Here is a 14470-nt window from a genome sequence, read left to right as displayed (position 1 = left end):
GCCGGGGTGGACCTTACCCAAATCTAAAGGTCTTTTACAGGTATCCATAGTTATGAGTAAATCTAATGTTTGTCTTATCAAAATTCTCAGGTTGGGTAGTTCAATAACGACCTGGCTTGAGATGATTTGGCTTTCAAAAAAGGAAAAGAAAGGAGGAGGTGGTGAAAGTGCAATTCTTTTGAATATCTTAAAGGAGGTGATTGCTGTTTGAAAAAAATAGATGCCAGTTCGGATAAAAAGAATAGCGGAGAAGGTTTTCTCCCGGCAGAAACTTTGTGGAACGCCGCCCAAATGATCTGCCAGAAAGGTATGGAAATACCGCCGATTGATGCCGAACCCGCGCCTCTGGAGATGTTAGGCTTGACCATTGGCATATTGCGAAGACGTAAACACATCTCACGATCACAATTCGCGCAAAAGATAGGTTGTTCCGTGGAAGAAGTATTGGCATTGGAAATAGGTCTGCTCCCCGAGAGCGAACTTGCAAAATACCTGCCATTGATCCTGAAGACGATTGAAATGCCTGAAAATTCCATGCGACCGATCTTACGCAACATCAAGTTTGCATAGCTTCTAATTTATTGATCGGCAAAAGAAAGCAACCTTAAGATTGGTTGCTTTCTTTGTTTAACAAATCGACGATATCTCGCTCTTGTTTTACAGAGGATCACCAGGAGTGAGATGATGAAAAAATATTATTTATTTTTTATGGCTGCCTTGCTGATATTAACGCTGGGTGTAACGCCAGTTGAAGCTGCTCAACCTGCGGAACACATAACTGTGATATTGATCGTGGATAACTCTGGCAGCATGAAGACGAGCGACCCAGGTAATCTGCGGTTTACAGGGATTCGCCTCTTCGCCTCGCTGCTGGACCTGGATGATTCGCTGGCCCTCATCCTGTTCTCCACTGGATCAGAAGTGATGACCGATGGCATTGTCAACATCGATTGGCAGGCTGAGGGTGCAAAATTATTGAACAACCTGCAACTGCCAGCGGCAAATGGATATACAAATGTCAAAGCAGCACTGGAAGATGCTAAAGATTTATTGATTCATACAAACTCTCGCGGTGAGAAGGTTGTCATCGTTCTGCTCACAGATGGAAAACCCGAGATTCAGAATTACTACCCACAGTACGAGCGAGAAACCCTTGACCTGGCCGGCTCGCTAAATGTGCCAGTATTGGCAATTGCTCTGACCTCGGCTGCACAAACTCCATTTCTTGATCGCATGGCCGCCACCACGGACGGTACAGTAATACCGGCAAATGATGCTTCTGATCTCCTGAATGCCTTCCTGCAAGTATTGAGCGAGATCAAAGATCGCACTGTGATCGGCGGGGAAAAATTCAATTCCAATGGTTCGATGGAGATCGACCAGGCGCTTGCGCCTTATGTGAACTCCGCAACATTTGTTTTTGAAAAGGCAGAAAACGCGAAAGTCCGTTTATTCGGGCCGGCTGGAAATGAAATTTCCAATGACCATTCAACCGATCCGAGATTTTCACTCTTCACTTTGGAAAATCCGGTGGGCGGAGTGTATGCCTTCCGCACCCAGGGAGGGGGTGAAGTACAGGCTTGGGCAATCCTGCGTTCACGCTTGCGAGCGCAGATTGTGGAACCGGGTGCGGTTCACCCTCTTGGAAAAGAGTTGCCAGTCATCGTCAACCTGCTTGAGGAAATATCCGCTGGCAATTTCACAAGGATCATCGGTAATGCGATCTTCACTGCCTTGGTCACATCTCCAGATGGCAGCCAAACGAGTTTGGATCGCTTCTATGACGATGGCACGCACGGTGACGCTGTTGCCGATGATGGGAATTACACCCGCATCTTTCCAACCCCAAATCTTGAGGGTGCGTACTTTTTCTTTGTTCAAGGCTGGAAGGACGCGATCCCTGTGCAGGCTCAATCACAGGTTAAGGTGACGAAATTTCCTGAACTTGTTGTGGATTTGCCGCAGGACAAAGTCGAAGTTCGCGGTGCTGTCATTACGTTTCGAGTACACCTGGACGGGATGACGGCTCTCGATCCGGGAGAAGTGATAGCTCAGGTCACATCTCCATCCGGGCAGGTGGATAAGGTTGTAATGAAAGGTTCAGGGTTTTATGTGGGCACATTCCTCCCTGTGGAAGATGGCGAATACCAGGTCACCTTTGAAACACAAAATGCGAAGTTTCAAGGCGTGGAATTCCAATCAAACATTGAACGCACATTCAATGTAACTGTAATTCCCTTTGTAAACGTAGAAGTGAAAGATCTGCATATATCTGCCGCCTGTTTTTCATCCTCAAATGAATTGTCCCTTTTTCTTTCTGTCACTTCCAGCCATGAAGAAGCCTTGCATTTTTATACTCCCAATGGCTGGCAGGTAACACCTGAGGTCTTGAAGGTCAAACAGGGCGAGCAGGATATTCAATTGAAACTGATGGTCCCTGAAGGATTGGGAGGAAAAGCCGCACGTGTAGGAATGCGGATCGAAGGCAGGGACAAACTGGAGGTCCAGCCTGAAGCGGGGATTCAAATCGATGCTCAATTCCCTGGCTTCTATGCGCGCTGCCGAACCCCAATCAATTTAAGCACTGCGCTCATGTTGCTGGCTATGACTGCGGCAGTGTCAATCAAACGTGCTCGAAAAGCCGCGCTTCCGTCTCCTGTTAGTGGAACCCTGCGTTATTGGAAAATTGGGGAAAACCCAGCTCTGGCGATGGAAATTGACATGACTGCTATTGAAAAAGTTTCTTTGATGGTTGGAAGCGGCGCGGCATGTGATGTGATGATCTCACAGGCCGACATTGCACCTGAACATGCGCGCGTGATAACCGAAAAAACACCAGACGGTATGGATGTATATCTGGAGCCGATTGGCGAGGTGCGGAAAGGATACAGCCAGCAGAATGTCCGTTTTGTGCTGCGACATGGCGAGACCTTCCGCATGGGAACGCATGAATTTCAATATTTGAGTGATAGCGGTGAATAAGAAGGAGATAACAAATGCAAACCGAAATTCGTTTTGAACCAACCTTGTTCATTTACCTGGGAACCAGTTCTGCACAGATCGGCTGGCGTTTGAAGGATTTGTTGCGCAAGGCTTATGGTGATGTCCCGATCCTTCGCCATTTGTGGGTGGATGCCGACAGTACGGTTGATCCGCATGTTTCATCCTGGTTTGTGCCAGTGGAACGCGCTGAGTTGACTGGTTTCAATGGCGACGCAGTGCTGGCGAATATCAATAATTTTCCCGCCATTCGGAATTGGTGGCCGCGCGAATCGCGCTTGAAGGCCGGCTTCATCAATCGTGGCGCGGGACAGATGCGTCTGGTGGGTAGGTTGTCCCTGTTTCGTATGTTCAATGATCGTAACTCTGGGCCCGCCTTCATTGATAAGCTGCGCCTGGCTTGCGAATCCATTCAACAAATTGAGAACATCGATGCAACAGAACGCATGTCGAAAGATGGTATGCACTTTGTTGTGGAGCGCGGCAGCGTGCGCGTTGTCATTTTGTTTTCCACATGTGGCGGGACAGGCAGTTCAATGGCCTTCGATGTCGCTTATCTATGCCGTCACTTATTGCGTGAGGCAAACCCCACAGTGATGTCTATAGCCTTGCTTCCTTCCATTATGGATAAGGCGATCAAGAATGAAACACCCACACAGCGTGAACGTATCCGTGCGAATACTTATGCCTGGTTCAAGGAATGCAATCACCTGATAGAAAATCCGCATTGGAACGTGGCATACCCCGAAGGCGCGCCGTTGAGCGTGCAAGCGCCTCCTTTTGATATGAATTTCGTTGTGGAGATCGGCAACCAGGCCGGCAATCGCCTGAACTCTGAGGACGATATCTTCAACATGATCGCCTCGGCAGTCTTCCTGGATACTGGCTCCTCCATTGGCGGCGCGATTCGAGGCTTCAACGCCAATGTCAGCGTTCTTCTTGAAGAATTTCAGGGTCGGCGCCGATCATTCAGTTCAATGGCGGCAGCTTCATTGGTCTATCCTGTTGAAAAGATTTTGGGATTTTCCAGCGCACGTCTGGGGCAATTGATGATCCGCAATGCCTGCCTGGCCAACCCAGACCGCAAGGAAGTTGAGGAAGCCGCATCCGCTTTAATGGGACGGCTGCGCCTGCGCGATGAGCACATCCTCGAAGATTTGTTGAACGGCCAACAGGTCGGCAGTTTGAATGTGCCTGCCATTCGCAAATCGGAGGATGTGGAGGAAATGCGCCGCATGCTGGCGTTGCAGGAGGAGAGTAATGGGAAAGACCGCGAATATATCAAGAACAAGATCAGCGAAAAAGCAGTCAACTTGCTCAACCATTCACAACGGGCTTTGAAGGAGGAAATCTTTGCATTGGTGATCGAGCGCGGTTCACGGTTTGCCCAATCGGTACTCAATGAATTAACCGCTGAATTGACAACGCTGGAAAATGTGCCTGAAGCCACGTTTTCATTGTATGGATTCAAAGCGCGACTGAATCAACAAGGGACAAACGAAGCAAGTCTTCTACAAGCTGAACAAAACTACTTCAAAGCCCGTGAGCGTTTGCGGGCTATGTCTGGTGATGCGGTTCGTTCAGCGCAAAAAGCCTTCTTTCGTAAATCCTGGCAGGATGGCCTAAATCGTGTGCGTAATGATTGCCTAAGTTGGATGGGCGAAACCAACCAGCGCACTTTGCAGTTGCAGGCGCAGAGGCAGGCGGCGAACCTTTATGAGCAATTGGGCGATTATTCCCGCAAACTTAAATCAGCGATCTCAGCCATTCAGAATTCTCTGGAACGTGTGCTGGAAAGGCTCGAAGAGAACGCACAAAGTAGTTTGAAGCCCTCATCCTCAGACCATGGCATATATGAATTAACTGTGGAGGCAGTGGGTGCGGACTTCATCCAATCCTATTATCAGGCCCGCGCCTCCATGCTGGACCCGGTGGCTGTCTACCGCTCCTTTGGGCAGTGTGCCAAGGCTGAAAATCTTGACCATCTTTCCAGTTGGAGTGAAGGCGAGTGGGTGGAGAGGTTGAAATCTCATGCACGCAGCTATTTCGCCGAGGAAGTGGAAAATACCTCGCTGCTTACCGCCATGTCGCAATTTTATGGCAAGCTGGCCCCGCAAAAAATCGAGGAACAATTCAATCGTCTGGTGCGCTATTGCCATCCCTTCTGGCAATATGATGCGAACAGCGGTATTCAAGGCCAGGAGGGCAAGAGCATGATCGGGGTGGAGGATGAAAATAGCGACCTCATCCCGGCCAAATACCGCGATGACCCGCAATATGAGGTCAAGTCCACCGGTTTCAAACATCGGGTTGACTTTGCCCGCGTGCAGCACGGTTTGCCTTCCTTCCTTCTGCGCGATATGCAGGATTACAAGGTTTATTACGACTTGAAGCGCAAGGGCCTCGACCCGCTGCATATCTTCCCTGAAGCTTTTCTCGCAGATGAAGTGATTCCTGAAGAAAAATTGGAAGCGCGGCACATCTTTGCCAGTGCGGCAGCCTTTGGGTATGTGATCCAAATCGGTACTTTCTACTATTTTGACCCTGAAAAGGAATACACGAATCGTAATATCCGCCCACAGCGTGAAAACCGCCTGGATCAGGGACGTGAAAAAGCCGAGGATGCCTTTGTGCAGCGCGATGACCTGTTACGAGTGGCCGAAGGATTGATCGAGCGGGATATTGTCAACATGGGAAACCAGGCTGCCATACGGCTTTTGGATGAACGCATCGCCGAGCATAAACAGGCGCTTTCGCGCATGGCTCCCGATGGCGACCTGCGCAAACAATATGACGAAGAGATCCGCGCCTTGCTGGCCAAGCAGATGCAGCTTGGAAAGTTATAGGGATAAATAGGAAAGGAGGATGATATGACAACCACATCCATGCTATCTACACCTGCGCTGGTGCTGGTGACTGGTGCTTCGATGACTGCGGCAATTGCGGAAGTAGAGAGAATATTTTTTCAAAGCGACCCACGCCGCAAAGCCGCGACCCAATTCCTGGCGGTGAACGCCCATCCGCGAAAAGATGGTGCCGCGTTGATTCCCATCAGCGAAACCTCTCAGGGAAAAGCGGATCAATCGTGTTCATGGAAAGAAGCCTACGAAGGAGCAACTGAACTGGCAGATAACTTGAAAGCTGGAATTCGGTCCGCATTGCATGAGTTGAGATCACATGAAAAGCTGCTCGAAGTCGGACTGGGAGGGAAGGCGACTCTGCCTCTGGATGTGATCCTGGTAGCCGATCTGGCCGAAGGCGGTGCATCTGCTCTGTTGGTGCTGCTACCGCTGATTCAAACGCTTGTAGTGGATGAGCCATACACAAAAGTTCATCTGTTGTTGAATACGGCAGTCTTTGACGAAGATCCGCTGGCAGAAGTAAATACATATATTAGCTTGAAAAATATCCTCGGCCTCCTGAATGGTCGCGAGCGTTTCAACCTGCCCCAAATATATCTGTTCGACCGATATAAGGAGGGCGTATGGGAGGCCCATGATGTGCTTGAAGTGGAGACCATTCTTGGAAATTTTCTATTGGCTTTGCTTTCAGGCGGCCTGGCACAGTACCTTGCCCACCAGACTTCGCAGGTGGATGCAGAGGAGAGCCGCGCGTATTTCTGCGGCGCATCCGCTGTTGCCCTGGTTTTTGATGTGAACCAATTGCAAAAAGCCTGCGCCTTGCGTTTGGGATCTGAAATCATTGAGTCTGAATTCCATTCAAAGATCATTCCAGACCCTGGGCCTGTGGAGGAGTTCGCTGGAGATTTTGTCGCGAATCATGCCAATCAACAAACATGGACAATGCGCTTATGCCGAGACAGCCTTTTCCATTCTCATTCGGGCGGGCTGGGGCTTGAACTCCACTTCTCGGATTTGCGTTTTGAAGATATTCCAATGGAGGATTGGACAAAGACCATTCAAGCATATGACACTAAATTCAAAGAAAAAATTTTACCAGAGCAAGTCAGCCTGCTGAACAAAAATGCAGAAGGACTGAATCGGGAATTTGTTGAACAGATGAACGCGTTTGTGCATTCACTTCCACAACAAGCACGCCTGTATCCCGGCGGATTGCGTGCCTCCAAACTGGTACTGGAACGGATTCGCCGAACTTTGCTGGAAGAACAATCCATTCCATCCGACTTGTCAATGCTTGAACAGGATTGGATAGCGCGGGTAAAGACCAGTTTGGAGTTATTGGATAAAACCATGCGCCTGCTTCGCAAACCGCCGCATTGGATTTTTCGTTTGCCCGCTTTTTTGATGAAGCCAGTAATTCAGCTATTCAACCTGATCTTTTTGCGGACGGAGCTGAAAAATTTGCTGGACTTGCGGCAGACCAGTGTTTTCTTATTGGAACAGAAATATGCAGTGTGGATGGAGGAGACCCTCAACCAGAAATTGACCGGCTTGTGTAAAGGCTGGGTGGCAGACCTAGATAAACAGATCAGGTCTATTAATCGTTTGCAATCTATGCTCGATAAATTACAAACCCGCTTTGCAGATAAAACGACTTTATTGATCAACGCGCCATCCATGTTCCGCCCATCCGTACTAAATGAGACTGTCATATCCTGGGCCTATTATTACGGCAAACGCCCGGATGATGGGTTTCGCCATGCTTTATTAAATGAGCAGAAGTTCCTTGATGAATGGAAAAAGGCTGGCTCGAAAGTTTTTGAGGGGCGTCTGAACGCTTTTTGCCTGGATGTCTACCAGCCTTTACTGAAAGTGGATATGGAAGATGTCCTCCATCATCGCAATGGATTGTCTGCAAATGAGCTGGCCTTTTCGTTATCACAAGGAGCGGTTCCATTGTTGAGACCCAATTTTGACCGAACGGGAAGCGGCTCATCCTATCAAATGCAATTCTTTCAAAGCAATGACCCGCGCTCTTCATCTTTATTTCCCATTTTGAAAAGTGATATGCAGGCCTGGCAGGAGATTGCAACGGATGATGCCCATATTGCAATTTGCTCCCGTGTGAGGAGGATGATTCCCTTTTCAGCCTTGAGCCAACTTTTTGAGCGCGGAAAGTCAGTGTATGTAGATCTGGATGAAAGTGTGAAAGCTGAGTTTCATATAGAAGAGAACACATGAATATCTTTTCTGCAAGACCTCAATGCTACGTTGTCCATACAGATGGCGCTATTCGCCTGGAGCACGGCGTGAGCGGGCTTGCCGCAATCGTGCGCGATGAGAAAGGCAGGATTATTCATTGGTGGTGCAAACGCGAAAAACGCATGACCTGCAATGAAGCGGAATATGCCGCCGCGATCATGGCATTTGAATTATTACACGCTTTACGAATCAACCCGCGTGAGATCAAACTATATAGCGATAGTCAGGTTTTGGTGCATCAGATGAGTGGTATCGCCTCGGCACATGCGCCAGCTCTACGCCAGGCACAGATGCGGTTGCGTGGTTTGATCGTCGAATTTGAAAAAGTCACTTTCCATCACATCCCGCGTGAAAAGAATCGCCTGGCAGATGCGCTGGCGAATGATGCTGCAGATGGCAGGGAATCCAATGAAAGAGTTGCTTGATGTAGGACCCGGTGGAAGTGTGGCCCGTCAGCGCGTTGTGGCGGTGGGACGATTTGATTCAACGCCAATCCGCCGCGCTGTTAATTTAGCCCGTAAAGATGGGCGTTTGATTGACCTGACGTTTGGGCGAGCCTGCAAATGGGTTTTCTTTTTGGACAGCGGGCACGTGGTGCTGGCTACAAAATCAGACCTGCCGATTGATACATGAATTAATAATTGCTTTGGTTATTTTATGTGGCACTATGTGATTTCAGAAGAAAGTGAGAGAAAAATGACAACCAAAATCCTTGAATTGATCAGCGCTCCTGAAAATTTACTTTCTGCCTGGCGTTCGGTGCGCGGCAATATTCCCAGGTATCGTCGCAAGCGTGCTTCGGGACCAGATGGTGTTTCGCTGGATGAGTTTGAACATGACCTCACTACGCAGATCAAGGTCCTGCATGACATGCTCGTGAAGGGCAGGTATCAGCCCACACCGCCGTCTTATTTTTCCATTCCAAAGAACAATGGTCAACAGCGTGTACTGGCAATTCTTTCAGTGCGTGACCGCGTGGCGCAGCGCGCAGCTCAACAGGTATTGGAACCGCTTTGGGAGCCTGATTTCCTTCCGTGCAGTTTTGGTTTTCGCCCCGGCATTTCACTAAACCAGGCCATAACACATGTGCAGAAAATGCGCGCGCTTCAAAATGGCTGGGTGGTGGATGGCGATATTGCCGCCTGTTTCGATACGCTTGACCATGACCTGCTGCTAATGTTTCTCAAACATAAGATCAAGGATGCCCGCGCAATTGAGCTTTTACAAAATTGGCTCGATGTAGGCGTCATGCAGATGGGCCCGCCTCAAAATGTGGATATGCAATTTGCCACACGTGTTGAGAATGTAAAGAGCTATGCAAAACAAGGCTTTGAATGGGTGCTTGAATCCTTTGCTCAGCGGGCGGATCCATATGCCCGTTATGGTGGATATTACTATGATGAAGACCCCGCCTCATACTCAACTGAGCCTGGTCCAGCCAACCTGGCCTCTCCATACCCTGAAAGAGATGCTGTCGTCTCACAATTGAAAAGGAATGCCATTCGCCAGACTCTTGTCAGCGGCATGATGTTTGGGGTGGGTTTTCTTCGCAATCGCGCTTCAGGGATTTTCACAAAGGCTGGCTCTGCTTTGAAGACTGCTGTTTCATCCCCGGTGGGCAGGCGGTTGTTGAAGAAAAATGCAATGGCAGTGGGTGGTTTTGCAGGGTTGGCGGCTGCGGCAGCTGTGACCGCATATTTTATGAACCGCAAGGCAGGCCCCGCACCTGTGGGTGTATTACAGGGCAGTCCGCTTTCACCATTACTTGCGAATATCTATTTACACCCCTTCGATGTAAACATCTCAAATGCGGGGCATCACCTGGCGCGTTTTGCAGATGACTGGGTCATCCTTTGCCCGACACAGGAGAAGGCAGAGGTGGCATATAACGATGCGCTGCGATCATTGGCAGGCCTTCATTTGAAAGCCAACACGTCCAAGACTCGCATTTTGTCGCCTGATCAGCAATTGGAATGGCTTGGATCTGTGATTAAGTAACACCTAGTTGCGAGCGGTCTTAGCGAAGCGATCTCCGATTCCGAGGAGATTGCTTCGGCAGGAAGCGCAAGTGCCTGCCTCGCAACGACATAAAGAAAAGGAGAAAAATATGTCTACACTTTATTTAACCCAACCCGGTGCGCAATTGCACAAAGACCATGATCGCCTGCTGGTGAAGCGCGGCGAGGAAGTTTTGGAAGCTGTACCTCTGATCAAAATTGACCAGGTCGTTTTGATGGGACGCGGCGTAAGTATTTCTACTTCAGCGCTTCACGCGTTGACCCGCAACGGTGTGGATGTGGTCTATCTAACTGGAACAGGAAAATACGTTTCGCGCATGATTGGCCCAGAGCATAAGCATGGCCGCTTGCGCCACCAGCAATCCCTCGTTGCGTCTGACCCGCTGTTTGCCCTGCAGGCGTCCCAGAATATTGTGCGCGGCAAGATCATCAATCAGCGTGCTGTGGTGCAGCGCCACGCAGAACAAGCAGATTGGGCCGGCAGGGCTTTATCCGCAATGGACGATATGCTAAAGCGCGTGGGAACTTCGCAGGATGCTGATCAATTGCGCGGCATGGAAGGTCAGGCGGCAAAAGAGTATTTTGGTTTACTGCGGCGGTTGCTTCGCCCGCCGTCTGAAGGCGGTTCATGGAATTTTGACCGACGCGCTTATTACCCACCACCAGACCCGGTGAATGCCCTGCTATCTTTTGTGTATTCACTGATCTTGCGCGATATGACTACTGCCTGTGAACTGATCGGGCTCGATCCCTATCTTGGCTTCTTCCATGTTATTGATTATGGCCGTCCTTCAATGGCGCTTGATCTCATGGAAGAGTTCCGCCCCATCGTAGCTGATTCAATTGTCCTTGAGGCAGTGAACCGTCCCCTTGTCTCCTTTGACGATTTTGAGCAGGTGGACCTTTCCGAAAAAGAAAGCGAACGTGATGAAAACGAGGAACCGCGTGCCAGTGTTCACGCGGTCTATCTGGCCGGCAGTGGGCGTGAAAAAATCATTGCCATGTATGAAAACCGGGTTAATGATGAATCCATGTTCAGCTACCAAAGTCAGCAGGTTTCATATCGGAATATCTTTCAAATGCAAGCCCAGGCTATGGCGCGTTTGATCCTTGGCGAGGTGAGTGAATATGTGCCTTTTACAGTCCGCTAATTCCCTGCTCCTGATTTGGGGGAAGGGTAGGGATGAGGGATGAACACGCAGTTCCTTGTCGTCAGTTACGATATTCGCTCCAACCGTCGCCGCTACAAGGTGATGAAAACTTTGGAGGGCTTTGGCACACGCGTACAGTACAGCGTATTTGAGTGCAACCTCAAACCGCGCGAGATCGACGACCTCCGCAAACGGTTAAGGAAATTGAGCGACAGGGAAGACAGTATCCGTTTCTATTTTCTAGGCGCGGAAGATGTGAAACGTATTGAACGGCTTGGTGATGTGCGAACAGTGGATGAGCGTATTTTTATCCTGCAATGAATCTGGATAGTATGTGCCCGAAGAAAGGAAAATATCATGCGTGAATTACTCAATATTATCAAAGACATCAAATCCGGGGCATTGCCTCCTGGTGAGTTACCAGGTTTCATGTTCTGGTTTGTGAAGAAGAGCCGCCGTGTATTTTTTCTAGCATTGGTCGTGGCAGCGACGGTTCTATGGGTGAAAGGGAAAATGGGAAGATAAATGGTGTCGTCGCGAGACTAATATGTCCCCGGCACTTCCATGCGGTCCAGGCGGAACATCCTTTGAGCACGGCGAGTCTGGCAGTAGGCGATCACAAAAATATGCTCGCCGCGCTTTTCAATAGAGAGTGGCGTTATGCGCCGTTGTTCGGCAGGGAAACCTGGCGCGCGATACCAAATATCTAAAGCCAGTCCCCAGTGTTGGTACATTTCGATGATTTCCACTTTGGGGAGGCTCTTCCCGACAGGTTGCAGCATATTTTTGGGAGTGTGAGGAAAGTGTGTACGCTTCGGTCTCGCCTCAGGCTGTTCCTCGTGAATATTGATACATACTCCTCGACGCTTGAGCATTTTAAAAAGCATGTTTGCTTTTTGGTTGGAAACCAGCACGCGCTGAGGGGAAAGAAATTCATCGATATATTTTCTAAAGGCCGGTTGACGGCGCAATTGCTGCAACTCGGCAGGAGAGGAGAACTCAAGCATGATGCCTTCGGCAACTCGAATGGAGGGCTGCCTCAGAAGAAATGCTTTCGTGTGTTCAGGTATTTTTGCTTGCAAGCCTTTCTCCATCAGTTCTACCAGAATAATGGGATCATTCTTGTAAAAATGTAGAGCCCGTTTGGTGAGGGGATATTTACCTGGGGCGATAGGTCGCAGGTATTTTTCGAACTCCCATAAAAGATCAATATGCTGGGGAAGGGATGCGATGAATTGACCGTCATGGATTTTACAGGGTCCATTTAGTTTTGGGGCGAGCAGTTTGCCTTCGCCTTTGATAAAGAATTCACCCCATTTAGTAAGGTGACCTTCCTTGTATAAACCTAATGCTTCCACCCCGTTGACCATGCTCAAATCCTTCATTGTGAGCGGTTTATCATATTTTAATTTCCATAACAGCTTTTTGCGAAATTGACGCGCTTTTTTGTTCTTTGGCGCATTCTGCCACGAGTCGATCAGATGAAAGGTTTGCTCTTCAGATGTTTTGTTCAGCCAGGCGCGAGCATGGCGTGAAACTCTTAATTGATTCTCGTAGTTATCAACCAACCCAGCTTCCTGACATATGGCCAGCCAAAATGCCAGGCGCGGCTTTAGTACGATCTTCTGCCTGCGAAATTCACGCCAGATATTTTTGCGCTCAATACCTTGTCGAATGGCACTCAAAAGTGTGAAGATGACATAAACAGCCGGGTATAATTCAGATCTGGATGGCATACGATATGATCCTTGATGAATCGCATTGTACGAAAATCGATTGCAAAATGCAAACCCTGCAAGCTGTGAAGAAGATCGCATACAGGCCGATACCGTTCGCAAATTCCGATCCATTGCGATTGAACGAGTTTGGGCGAGTTTACAAGCGATTGAGAGCGATGGTTTCCAACGGTCTTATTCGAGTTTTGCATGAACTTTCGTTTGCTGTCACTGAGGTTCGCAGAGTTGGTACAAGCAGGAGATAAGTAGTGATATAATGCGTTTAGATTTGATTTGTGGCGATTAAAAAGCCAGAGTATGAATCAAAATTCCCCGATCAAGGGGATTGAAACATAATAGAATTGCCTCGTTCGAATCCGGCACTGGGGGTATGAATCAAAATTCCCCGATCAAGGGGATTGAAACACTTCATGCGAACCTGAACTGACAAGAAGTAGTATTCCGTATGAATCAAAATTCCCCGATCAAGGGGATTGAAACTGTGATGATTTGCCCTCCGGAGGTCATTGTGACGGATGTATGAATCAAAATTCCCCGATCAAGGGGATTGAAACTCACCAACAAGGCAGTGGCCTTCGTCGGCAAACGCGTATGAATCAAAATTCCCCGATCAAGGGGATTGAAACTTGGGCAAGTCGCCGTTTGCGCTCTTCATCCAGTTTCGTATGAATCAAAATTCCCCGATCAAGGGGATTGAAACTTTTTTTCTCCTTCAATACAGTTTTATGCTGTAGGAGGGTATGAATCAAAATTCCCCGATCAAGGGGATTGAAACGATGTCAGTCGGCAGCCGCGGCAAGGATGTCCTCCACGGGTATGAATCAAAATTCCCCGATCAAGGGGATTGAAACTGATATGGCAAACGCGATGCGTCTTGTCCAAATCCTTGTATGAATCAAAATTCCCCGATCAAGGGGATTGAAACTCGTCAAGCGACATGACACGATATATGCCGTCGGTAAGTATGAATCAAAATTCCCCGATCAAGGGGATTGAAACGAGAAGATGGTTTCCAAGATTACCCCCCATTGCTTTGCGTATGAATCAAAATTCCCCGATCAAGGGGATTGAAACTAAGGTAAATTTAACACATTTTTCCGTATCGGAATCATGTATGAATCAAAATTCCCCGATCAAGGGGATTGAAACCAACATCACACAATCTAAAGATTGTAGCGCCGTCGACAGTATGAATCAAAATTCCCCGATCAAGGGGATTGAAACTTCATCTTCCCTTATTAATTCGGGGAGATGCATCAAAGTATGAATCAAAATTCCCCGATCAAGGGGATTGAAACAAATACACTGCATTTTTCATCTTTTCTTCTCCTTTGTTGTATGAATCAAAATTCCCCGATCAAGGGGATTGAAACTAGAGATGGCAATGGCTTTTCTCCGAAAACTTGTGGCGGTATGAATCAAAATTCCCCGATCAAGGGGAT

12 protein-coding genes and 1 CRISPR repeat array are annotated in these 14470 nt (G+C 48.5%); of the genes, 11 read left to right on the top strand and 1 reads right to left on the bottom strand.

The genetic code is table 11. The features are described from left to right. The 11 genes from AC14M5_RS13655 to AC14M5_RS13605 form a co-directional block, all read left to right on the top strand. Positions 1–211 (top strand): hypothetical protein (locus AC14M5_RS13655; protein ID WP_484030227.1); only part of this gene is annotated, 211 nt, incomplete at its 5' end. Continuing rightward, positions 208–570, top strand: coding sequence for a hypothetical protein (locus tag AC14M5_RS13650; protein ID WP_484030226.1), 363 nt, complete (start codon positions 208–210; stop codon positions 568–570). The genes AC14M5_RS13655 and AC14M5_RS13650, both read left to right, overlap by 4 nt. 114 nt (positions 571–684) lie before the next feature. Next, the gene (locus AC14M5_RS13645) at positions 685–2982 is read left to right on the top strand and encodes a VWA domain-containing protein (protein WP_484030225.1); all 2298 of its coding nucleotides are present in this window, start codon (positions 685–687) and stop codon (positions 2980–2982) included. 14 nt (positions 2983–2996) lie between these two features. Further along, positions 2997–5846 carry a tubulin-like doman-containing protein gene (locus tag AC14M5_RS13640; RefSeq protein ID WP_484030224.1) on the top strand — a complete coding sequence of 950 codons (2850 nt, stop codon included), beginning with the start codon at positions 2997–2999 and terminating at the stop codon, positions 5844–5846. A gap of 24 nt (positions 5847–5870) precedes the next feature. Next, positions 5871–8102: a hypothetical protein gene (locus AC14M5_RS13635; RefSeq protein WP_484030223.1), complete on the top strand. Its 2232-nt coding sequence runs from the start codon at positions 5871–5873 to the stop codon at positions 8100–8102. Beyond that, a complete protein-coding gene (locus tag AC14M5_RS13630; protein ID WP_484030222.1) occupies positions 8099–8548 on the top strand; it encodes a ribonuclease HI family protein in 450 nt (149 codons plus the stop codon). Before AC14M5_RS13635 ends, AC14M5_RS13630 begins: the two co-directional genes overlap by 4 nt. Beyond that, complete coding sequence (locus AC14M5_RS13625) at positions 8532–8756, top strand: extracellular matrix/biofilm biosynthesis regulator RemA family protein (RefSeq protein WP_484030221.1); 225 nt, start codon at positions 8532–8534, stop codon at positions 8754–8756. Before AC14M5_RS13630 ends, AC14M5_RS13625 begins: the two co-directional genes overlap by 17 nt. A gap of 63 nt (positions 8757–8819) precedes the next feature. Then, a complete protein-coding gene (locus AC14M5_RS13620; protein WP_484030220.1) occupies positions 8820–10121 on the top strand; it encodes a reverse transcriptase domain-containing protein in 1302 nt (433 codons plus the stop codon). Positions 10122–10230: 109 nt separating this feature from the next. After that, positions 10231–11292, top strand: a complete 1062-nt coding sequence (gene cas1 / locus AC14M5_RS13615; RefSeq protein WP_484030219.1) for a CRISPR-associated endonuclease Cas1 — start codon at positions 10231–10233, stop codon at positions 11290–11292. Positions 11293–11331: 39 nt separating this feature from the next. After that, positions 11332–11613, top strand: a complete 282-nt coding sequence (cas2, locus tag AC14M5_RS13610) for a CRISPR-associated endonuclease Cas2 (RefSeq protein ID WP_484030218.1) — start codon at positions 11332–11334, stop codon at positions 11611–11613. Positions 11614–11649: 36 nt separating this feature from the next. Continuing rightward, positions 11650–11817 carry a hypothetical protein gene (locus tag AC14M5_RS13605; RefSeq protein ID WP_484030217.1) on the top strand — a complete coding sequence of 56 codons (168 nt, stop codon included), beginning with the start codon at positions 11650–11652 and terminating at the stop codon, positions 11815–11817. Positions 11818–11834: 17 nt separating this feature from the next. On the opposite strand, the gene AC14M5_RS13600 is transcribed toward AC14M5_RS13605, so the two are convergent. Then, positions 11835–13028, bottom strand: a complete 1194-nt coding sequence (locus AC14M5_RS13600) for a WYL domain-containing protein (RefSeq protein ID WP_484030216.1) — start codon at positions 13026–13028, stop codon at positions 11835–11837. 295 nt (positions 13029–13323) lie between these two features. Beyond that, positions 13324–14401: a CRISPR direct-repeat array (repeat unit 37 nt; unit sequence GTATGAATCAAAATTCCCCGATCAAGGGGATTGAAAC). Between the last annotated feature and the right edge of the window lie 69 nt (positions 14402–14470).

The sequence above is a fragment of the Candidatus Villigracilis sp. genome (assembly GCF_057083605.1).
Note: the sequence above shows the minus strand (reverse complement) of the source record. Positions and strands in the feature narration are given on the sequence as shown.

Bases quoted from the DNA above. Each gene is read 5' to 3' on its own strand.
- AC14M5_RS13620 (WP_484030220.1), top strand. From the start codon at position 8,820: ATGACAACCAAAATCCTTGAATTGATCAGCGCTCCTGAAAATTTACTT.
- AC14M5_RS13645 (WP_484030225.1), top strand. From the start codon at position 685: ATGAAAAAATATTATTTATTTTTTATGGCTGCCTTGCTGATATTAACG.
- AC14M5_RS13640 (WP_484030224.1), top strand. From the start codon at position 2,997: ATGCAAACCGAAATTCGTTTTGAACCAACCTTGTTCATTTACCTGGGA.
- AC14M5_RS13630 (WP_484030222.1), top strand. From the start codon at position 8,099: ATGAATATCTTTTCTGCAAGACCTCAATGCTACGTTGTCCATACAGAT.
- AC14M5_RS13605 (WP_484030217.1), top strand. From the start codon at position 11,650: ATGCGTGAATTACTCAATATTATCAAAGACATCAAATCCGGGGCATTG.
- cas1 (WP_484030219.1), top strand. From the start codon at position 10,231: ATGTCTACACTTTATTTAACCCAACCCGGTGCGCAATTGCACAAAGAC.
- AC14M5_RS13635 (WP_484030223.1), top strand. From the start codon at position 5,871: ATGACAACCACATCCATGCTATCTACACCTGCGCTGGTGCTGGTGACT.
- AC14M5_RS13600 (WP_484030216.1), bottom strand. From the start codon at position 13,028: ATGCCATCCAGATCTGAATTATACCCGGCTGTTTATGTCATCTTCACA.
- cas2 (WP_484030218.1), top strand. From the start codon at position 11,332: ATGAACACGCAGTTCCTTGTCGTCAGTTACGATATTCGCTCCAACCGT.
- AC14M5_RS13625 (WP_484030221.1), top strand. From the start codon at position 8,532: ATGAAAGAGTTGCTTGATGTAGGACCCGGTGGAAGTGTGGCCCGTCAG.